Source organism: Pseudonocardia sp. ICBG601, assembly GCF_020496245.1.
Map to the genome: position 1 here is coordinate 22,949 of NZ_JAHLJA010000184.1, position 8,249 is coordinate 31,197.

Here is an 8,249-nt window from a genome sequence, read left to right on the forward strand (position 1 = left end):
GCTAGCGGCGAAGTATGCGCTGCGTCCGCCACTCGCGCACCGAGAGTGAGCATGGCACGTCGGCTTCCGCCACCGTCACCGCCACCGCCCAGCCCCAGCGACAGCGGCGACAGCCGCACCTTGTCGCTGCCGGCCCCAGTCGGTGCAGTACTCCGGTTTCCCGTCTGTCTCCGGCTGCGATCGGCCGGTCTGATGTCACGACGCAGCAGCCCCGGTCCCGCCGAGTGCGTCTCTCCGTGGCTGGTAGCGCCAGGACTCGGTCCCAGGGACACGGCGGCCGACAGCGCAGAACCTCGGGATGAGCTTGGGACCGCATCCGTGCACGTCATTACCTCGCGGCGCCCACGACCGGACCGTCCAGCAGCGCAGCGTGGAGGGGCTGACCGGCACTACTGCTCTGCTGCGCCCGATCCTGGTGACCATGTTGAGTTAGCGTCGCCGCAGGTCAGGTTCGACGAAGCGTTCCCAGCGGCGGCGCCGCCGCGGCGGCGGCCTCTCGACCGTGTCCCGGCGGAGCCGTCGTTCGCCCGTGCGGTGCGTTCGGTGGAGCCCGTGTCGGATGTGGAGGCGTCGGCGTTCGCTGCCCGCTTCGCCTGCGATTTCCAGTCGTTCGACGAGGACGTGCCGTGGCGCCGCGCTGAGGTCCTGCGCGAAGTTCTCGCGGATGCGCAGGCGTGTACGTGGGGCTGGGCCGGCGCGGGCCGTCAGCGTGCGGATGCGCCGTTGCCGGGCCGGTTGTATCGCCGGTCGGACACGGTGGTGTTCGTCGAGGTCGTCGTCCGCGCCACGCCGTATGTCCGCGTCGACACCACCGGCGGTGTGCCTGTCGATGTCGATGGTCCGGAGGTCGGGGAGGTGGCGGCGGTGCCGGGGATGGTCGGCCGCTCTTGCGCGCCGCCGGAGACGGACGCGGCCTGGGCCGCGGGTGAGGCGTGCTGGGTGCGGATGACGGTGCCCGTCACACGCGCTCCGGAGGACGGCCGTCTGGTCGTCGATCCCGGTCTGCTCACCGGTCCCACCGCTGACGAAACAGGCGGTGGTCGTTGATGTCGTCGAGTAATCACGTGTCGTCGTCGCCGGAGGCGGCGGAGTCGGGCGGGACGCCGTCGTGGTTGACCGGAGATGCTGCGGCGTGGGCGGTTCCCGGTACGCCGCCCGCGGCCGAGACGCCGGCGCGGAGCATCGGTTCCTGAGGATCCGGGCGAGCGGTCGGCGCGCCCGGCGGTCGAGCCGCTGGAACCGGTGGCGGCACCGCCGGCGGCGGCGTTCTGGAGCACCGACACCGGCGGCGAGGCCGGTGATGGCTCCGCACCTGGAGCACCCGGGTTTTCCGATGGTGGTGCGTTCGCTGATGTGGTGCGCCCGAAGCTCGCGGCGCCGACACACGGCTGGCGCGCCGCCGTCTACGCGCTCACGGCTGGGCGGTGGAATCCGGGCCTGTCCGAGGCCGAGCTGCGGTTGAAGGACCAGGTGCGGCGGGTCACGACACCGTTGTCCGGGCCGTTCTCCGTCGCGGTCGGCAGCATCAAAGGTGGTGTCGGGAAGACGACGTGTACCGGTGTGCTGGGTCTGGCGATGGCCGAGTACCGCGGGGATCGGGTCATCGCGATCGACGCGAACCCGGACGCGGGGACGCTCGGGGATCGCCTGGTCGGGGAGGCCCAGGCTGGGCGGCGGACGGTGCGGGACCTGCTGCGGGATCTGGATCAGGTCCGTACTTCTACGCAGCTGTCGGGCTACACCCACCTCGCCGGACGTCTACGCGTGCTCACCTCGGAGCAGGCCCCGGAGTTGTCGGAGATGTTCTCCGAGCGCGACTACGAACGCGTCCTGCGGCTGCTCTCGATCTACCACGAGCTGCTGCTCACCGACTGCGGGACCGGCCTGGTGCACTCGGCGATGCAGGGCACGCTGCGCCACGCCGACTCCCTGGTCGTGGTCGGCGCCCCGACGAAAGACGGCGCGTCACGGGCTGCGCGGACGCTGCAGTGGCTCGCCACCCACCAGGACGACCAGGGCCGGTTTCCGTATCGGGACCTGGTCCGTGACGCCGTCGTCGTCCTGTCCTGTGATCGCCAGTCACGGTATGTCGATGACACCGTCATCCGCGACTACTTCGCCTCCAGGGTGCGGGCGGTGGTCGAACTGCCCGCCGACCCACACCTCGCCACGGGCGACATCATCGACCTCGACGCCCTGGCCCCCGCGACGCGGGATGCGGTCCTCGAACTCGCCGCGGTGGTCGCCGACGGTTTCCAGCACCGCACCCACGGTCTGGCTTCCCACGGTTTCCGCGCCGACCACCGACGCCGACCGTCAGGCCGGTATGCGGTGATCGGCTCCGGGCTGGTCACCGCCGTGGTGGGAGCGGTGACGTCGCTGGCGGTCGCGTTCGCTCCGGCCGCGCCTGTCCCGGCGGACGCACGAGTCGAGTGCAGCTGGCGCATCACCGCGGTGCACGTCCTGGCCGAACTCGACGGCGATCGTTCCGAGCGGGCGCAGATGTGGCGGGAGGCGTTGACCAGCGTCGGCGCCGACCAGACCGGCTTCATCCCCGCCACCTGCTACCAGGCCGGGAACCACCCGGATGATCATGAAAACGGATCCACCGAACATCCAGCACAGACCGGACAGGTCGGGCAGGACGCACAGGGCCCGGCCGGTTCTTCCCCGCTGCCGTCCGGGCCCGGCCAGGGCGACACCGCAGGTGAGATGTTCGGCTGGGGCGCCCCGGACGTCGTCGACGACTTCACCGGCACCACGCTCGGACCGGGATGGAACGCCTACGACGGCCCCGGGCATGCCGGGAACGGTGTCCGTTCCCCGGCTGCGGCGACCGTCGCCGGCGGTGTCCTCACCATCGACGGCACCGGGGACGGCACGACCGCCGGCCTGGCCTGGACCGCGCACTCCCAGAAATACGGACGGTGGGAAGTGCGGATGCGCGCCCCGACCGGCTCCCCCTCCTACAACGCGCTGGCCCTGTTGTGGCCGACCGAGGAGAACTTCCCGATCGGTGGGGAGATCGACTTCGCCGAGATCATGGATCCGTCCCGGGACAAGATCGAGTTGTTCCTGCACTACGGCGCGGACAACTCCCAGGTCCACGGCGAACTCCAGATCGACGCCACCCGGTGGCACAACTACGCGGTCGAGTGGACACCCGGCGGTGTGACCGCGTTCGTCGACGGCCGCGAATGGTGGAAAACCACCGACACCTCGATCTTGCCGCCCGGCCCGATGCACCTCTGTTTGCAGCTGGACTGGTTCCCGCGCGGGGACGGCGAGTCCGGGCGGATGCAGGTCGACTGGGTCAAGCAGTGGGGCCTCGCCGCAGGTGAGGGCTCGTCCACGACCTCCGGCGGCAGCGCCGGCTCGACCGATGCGGATTCGTCGACCTCGATCACCGACGAGATCAACAACAACACCGGCAGGTCCTAGCCGCACCTGACCTACCGCACCCGCTCGTGCTCCTCGGCCCCCTGCTGACCTGCTGACCTGGAGGTTTTCCCCGCATGTCCCCGCTACCGCGTCCGCGTCGGCGACGGTCGTCTCGTGCGGCGCGGCCGTCGTGGGCCGACCACGTCCCCCGCCGCCGCCTGTCCGACCGTCTGCCTGCCCGGGTGTCGGCGCCGCCGTCGGTGGTGGTGCGTCGGTCCGCGGTCGCGGTCCTGACCGCGACCGCGCTACTCGGCGCCGGTGCCTACACCGCCACCGCCCTCACCACCGACCCGGGGCAGGGCCGGTGACGGTGCTCGGGCTGACCGCGACCGGAGCTTGCGATAATCGCAAGGCCGCACGTCAGCACGCCGCAGCGACCGCGACACGAGCGCAGGCCCGGACGCTGCTCACCCACCTCACCCTGTCCGACGACCCAGCCGACCGAGCTCTGGCCGGGCAGATCACCGATCTCGGGTTCCGGCCCGCGACCGAGTCGGTCGAGTGGCGGCAGCAGGCCGTGGACGTCTCCGACCAGCTCCACCACCTCAACAGCGCCGATCCGCAGGTCCAGGAGGTCGGTGTGCGCCTCGCCGCGGCCGGGCGCGGCCCGACACCGGCCGACCTGATGACGCCGCCACCCGCAGCCGATCTCGTCGACGACACCGCCGCCGGCGCCGGCGCCGATGCCGCGGTCGGCGCACTGGACCAGGCCCGCTCCGCAGTCACCACACCAGCCACAGCAGCGGCACCGCCAGACCGGGCGGAGCAGCCGCGGGCTGCGGCGCCGCCGGTCCCCGCAGCCTGCACCGACCAGCACCGCACGGCCCCGCCACCGGCCCCGCCACCGGCCCCGCCTCCGGCGGCGCCGGGACAACCGCCCGCGGAGAAAAAGCCGACCGGTGAACCAGCGGCACCGGCCGCTACCGCCGCGATGCCCACAGCAGCCTCACCGCCCACGACAACACCAACACCAGCACCGACGCCCAGCGCCGACCCCCGCCCCAACCCCGGCAACGGTGAGAAGACGGGCGCGCGCACCACCGGTAGCGGCCGGGACGACGACAACCAGGTCGCGACCGATCCCGCACCGATCAGCGCGGCACCGACCCCAGCGTCCTCGTCGGCGAACCGTGTGGTCACCGACGTGCAGACCAGCCCAGGACAAACACCGTCAGCGGAGGACGTTGCGACCGCGCGAGCGGCGATCGGCATGGTCACCGACCTGCTCACCGCGATCCGCGCCGACGGCAGCGGCGACGCCACACAGGTCGGCGTCACCGTCCTCGACGCCCTGGATCGTGACCGGCTCGCCGCGCTGGGCGCCGACCCCGCCGACCTGGCCGCCCTCGACCAGCTCCGTACCACTACTACCGACACCACCAACGGCAGCAGCAGCAGCAGCGGTAGCAGCGGCGGCAGCACCGACGGCGACGGCGCCGCTGGTGGCGCCGCAGGTGGTGGGGCGGTGTCGTCGAGTGCGGGAGCGGTGTCGGCGGGCATCGAGAAGCTGACCGCGCAGGCCCGCGCCGCAGCCGAGGTCGACCCGGTCGCCCAGGACCTCCTCGACGCCCTCGACCGCCCCAGCACCAGCACCGGTGCCGGCACCGGTGTGAAGGGCAGCCGCACGACCAGCACCGACAGCGGCACCGGTGCCGCCGGGAACGACACCACCGGAGACGCCGCTGCTGGTGAGCGGGCCGAGGACGGCGTGGCCGCTACCGATGACCACGCCGCTCGTGGCGGCGCTGCTGGTGAGCAGCCGCGTAGGGCCGGGGTGGGGGCCGAGCCGCCGCCGGTGACAGACGGAGGAGTCGCAACCTCGGCGGCGGGCTCGACCTGGGACAAGCTAGCCCACTGCGAGTCCGGCGGGAACTGGAGCACCAACACGGGCAACGGCTACGCCGGCGGCCTGCAATTTTCCCCGTCGACCTGGCGGGCGTTCGGCGGCGAAGGCGAAGCGCACGAGGCCAGCCGGGAAGAGCAGATCGAGGTCGCCAAACGCGTGCAGGCCGTGCAGGGCTGGGCGGCGTGGCCGGCCTGTTCGAAGCGACTCGGGCTCCGATGACCGCCGCCACCCACTCGACCGACGACACCGACGGCACCGACGGCACCGACGACCGCGCCGTGGAAGGTCCCGGCCTGCCCGCGTCCGGTTCGGCTGCGCGGCCGCGGTCGGTCCCGCAGCTGTGTCACCTGCTCGGTACCGCCGCCCGCCGCGGCGCCGTCGGGGCGGGCCTGGATGCAACGGATGTGGAGATGATCGTGGATTTGACCGCCGTCGCCGCGGCCCGTACCGCCCGCGCCGGTAGTCCTACCGACACGCTCGCCCTGGCTGAGCAGATGGGCGCCACGGTCGCCGCCGTGACAGCCCGGGCCCGGCAGGTGTGGCCCGACCACGTCGGGGCGGCGGACTGGACACCGTTCGGCGCGGTCATCCCCGTGCTGGCCGGGTCCCCCGCCGCGGGGCATCGACGGTCGCCGCGGCGATCACCGACATCGCCCCACCAGACAAACGCTGCTGCCTGCTCATCGACGCCGACGATCCGGCCCGGTCCGGTCTCGCTCAGGCCGCCGGCGCGGACGGGCCGTGGACCCGCCCGGTCACCGACCAGGTCCAGGTCCGCTACAGCTGGCGCGGGGGCCGTCCCGGCACCGGTGCGCTGCTGGCCCGCCTCGACACCACGCTCCCCGGTGTGACACCGGGGATGGTGCCCGCGCCGCCGGACTGGCTCCCGTCCCCGCCGCCGCGACCGCTGCACGTCACCGTCGCTGATCTGGGCAACGGCGGCTGGCGGGCCGCAGCGTCGGTGACCTCCGGTGCCGGAGGCTGGCTACGCGGCGGGGAGCCGATGCCGCGCCCGGTGCTGGTCGTGCGCGCTACGCGGCCGTCGCTGCGCGCCGCCGAGCAGGTCCTGGCCCGCCACGACACCTGGGTACAGGCCGGTGTCGCGGCACCGGTGTGCGCGCTGGTCGTCAACGGCGCCAAACGCTGGCCGGTCGGGATCGACGGCGCCACCGGGCCACGACTGTCGACGCTGCTCGATGACGCGGTGTTCATCCCACCGAACGCCGCGGTCGAAGCCGACGGTGTCACTCCCGACCTGCTACCGGACAAAGTCACCGACGCACTCCGACCGCTGCTTGCCTCCTGGGGCGTGATCGACCTCCTGGCCGGGTCGGCCGCCGCCCGCGACACCCCAGGACCAGGCCGAGGACCAGGCCCGTGACCAGCACACCGCCGTTGACAGCTGGTTCCCGCCGTGTCCGTGTCCGTGTTCGCTGCGCTGAGGAGCACCCCGTGTTGAGAACTATTTCCGATAATGCTGTGTGGTTCAGTGCCGGCCGGTTCGGCGCCGGGTGGTTCGGTGCTGGGCTTCCGGGTCAGCAGCCGCCGCCTGCGCCGCCGCCGGCCGGGCAGGAACAAGGCCTGCCGCAGCTGCCGACGGTGGTACCGAGGCCGTTGCCCGGCCGGTTCGGTGACACCGCCGACTACCTCGGCGGTGTCATCATGTCGCTGGCCGGCTGGTCGGTGCCGGTCCTGTTCTTCCTCGGTGTCCTGACCATCGGCGCCGGACGACTGTGGGGCAATCGGATCGCGGCGACGATCGGTGCCGGGATGGTCGGCACCTCGGTCTTGGCCGGTGTGCTCTGGGCGTCCGGCCAGAACCTGCTGAAGACGATCGCGACCGGGGACTTCGGATGACCACTCCGTCTACGCCGCCGGTGGTGCGGGAGCCGAACCGGCGCCGCGGCTACGCGATCGCCGCCGGAGTCGGCGTCCTGGCGACACTGCTGGTCGCCGGCCTGGTCTACACGATCATGGGCTGGCTCGGCGGACGCGACGAACCCGCACCGGCTCCCGCCGCTCCACCCGCGGCGGCAGGCGTGGAGGCCCGGGAGTGGGCCTCGGAACAGGAACTCGCTGCCGCGCCGATGCTGGCGCTTCCCGCGGCCGCTGGTCAGCCACACACGTTGACCACCGAGACGGCTGGACCGCCGATCACGCTGCCTCCGGCGGGGCGCACGGTCGGCGTGTGGGTGCCCGACAGCTTCCCCGCAACACCGGAGGGCGCGGTCGCGCAGCTGGTCGCGATGACCCAGGCCGGGATGCTCAGCGGGGACCCAGCCGACTACGCGCGTGCGTTCGACTCGATCGTCGAGCCCGGCTCCGCCGAGCCCGGAACCCAGGCATGGTTGGCCCTGGTGTTGACAGACTTCCGGAAGAAGGCCGGATTGCCCGCGCACGGGCCCTATCCCGGGATGTCGATGACGTGGACACCGCGGGCGGCCCTGATCAAGGGCACGGTCGGGGACCGATTCGTCGTGGCGTGTGTGCTGGGCGAGTACAGCGCCGATTACATCGGCCAGGTCACCAGCGCCGGGGTCGCAGACTGCCAAGCGATGCGCCGCGTCGCACACCCCGCGGTGAGCAGTGGCGCATCGTCACAGGCCAACGCCCGGCGATCCCACCGTCACCGTGGCCCGGGACCGCTGAAGCGGTCGCCGCCGGATACCGAGACCTGATCCGATGACCGCCGACGTGCTCGGACGGACCGGGTGGGCGACCCAACCACCGCCGACCCCGCCACCGCCTGAACCTGCTCCGCCGGAGACCGGTGAAGCGAGTCTGAGCGACGCGCTGCTCGGGATCGCCGCGAACCCGGCGGACACCATGTCCACCGCCATCAGCGGCTACGTCAAGGCCGGTGTCGTCGGTGTCCTGGAGTCGGTGTGGACGGCCGGTCTGGCGATGCTGCCGCGACACCCCTCGCCCTAATCGACCATCTGACGCGGTTCGATCTGGTTGC

9 protein-coding genes are annotated in these 8,249 nt (G+C 72.4%); 8 read left to right on the top strand and 1 reads right to left on the bottom strand.

Features of this window, described 5'->3' with window-relative positions; translation table 11 throughout:
• Positions 1-543: 543 nt before the first annotated feature.
• Complete coding sequence (locus KPL57_RS58910) at positions 544-1,047, top strand: hypothetical protein (protein WP_226358731.1); 504 nt, start codon at positions 544-546, stop codon at positions 1,045-1,047.
• Positions 1,048-1,060: 13 nt separating this feature from the next.
• Here the strand turns inward: KPL57_RS58910 and KPL57_RS68510 are convergent, their stop codons facing one another.
• A complete protein-coding gene (locus tag KPL57_RS68510; RefSeq protein ID WP_264199905.1) occupies positions 1,061-1,183 on the bottom strand; it encodes a hypothetical protein in 123 nt (40 codons plus the stop codon).
• Positions 1,184-1,356: 173 nt separating this feature from the next.
• Between KPL57_RS68510 and KPL57_RS58915 the strand changes: the two genes are divergently transcribed.
• The 7 genes from KPL57_RS58915 (at position 1,357) to KPL57_RS58945 (ending at position 8,218) form a co-directional block, all read left to right on the top strand.
• The gene (locus tag KPL57_RS58915) at positions 1,357-3,441 is read left to right on the top strand and encodes a family 16 glycosylhydrolase (protein ID WP_226358732.1); all 2,085 of its coding nucleotides are present in this window, start codon (positions 1,357-1,359) and stop codon (positions 3,439-3,441) included.
• Positions 3,442-3,515: 74 nt separating this feature from the next.
• A complete protein-coding gene (locus KPL57_RS58920; RefSeq protein ID WP_226358733.1) occupies positions 3,516-3,749 on the top strand; it encodes a hypothetical protein in 234 nt (77 codons plus the stop codon).
• Complete coding sequence (locus KPL57_RS73290; RefSeq protein ID WP_374203950.1) at positions 3,746-5,506, top strand: transglycosylase family protein; 1,761 nt, start codon at positions 3,746-3,748, stop codon at positions 5,504-5,506. Before KPL57_RS58920 ends, KPL57_RS73290 begins: the two co-directional genes overlap by 4 nt.
• A 319-nt stretch (positions 5,507-5,825) precedes the next feature.
• Positions 5,826-6,668: a hypothetical protein gene (locus KPL57_RS58930; RefSeq protein WP_226358734.1), complete on the top strand. Its 843-nt coding sequence runs from the start codon at positions 5,826-5,828 to the stop codon at positions 6,666-6,668.
• A 98-nt stretch (positions 6,669-6,766) separates the two neighbouring features.
• Positions 6,767-7,144: a hypothetical protein gene (locus tag KPL57_RS58935; protein WP_226358653.1), complete on the top strand. Its 378-nt coding sequence runs from the start codon at positions 6,767-6,769 to the stop codon at positions 7,142-7,144.
• A complete protein-coding gene (locus KPL57_RS58940) occupies positions 7,141-7,965 on the top strand; it encodes a hypothetical protein (protein WP_226358735.1) in 825 nt (274 codons plus the stop codon). Before KPL57_RS58935 ends, KPL57_RS58940 begins: the two co-directional genes overlap by 4 nt.
• A gap of 4 nt (positions 7,966-7,969) precedes the next feature.
• Complete coding sequence (locus KPL57_RS58945) at positions 7,970-8,218, top strand: hypothetical protein (protein WP_226358736.1); 249 nt, start codon at positions 7,970-7,972, stop codon at positions 8,216-8,218.
• Positions 8,219-8,249 lie beyond the last annotated feature (31 nt).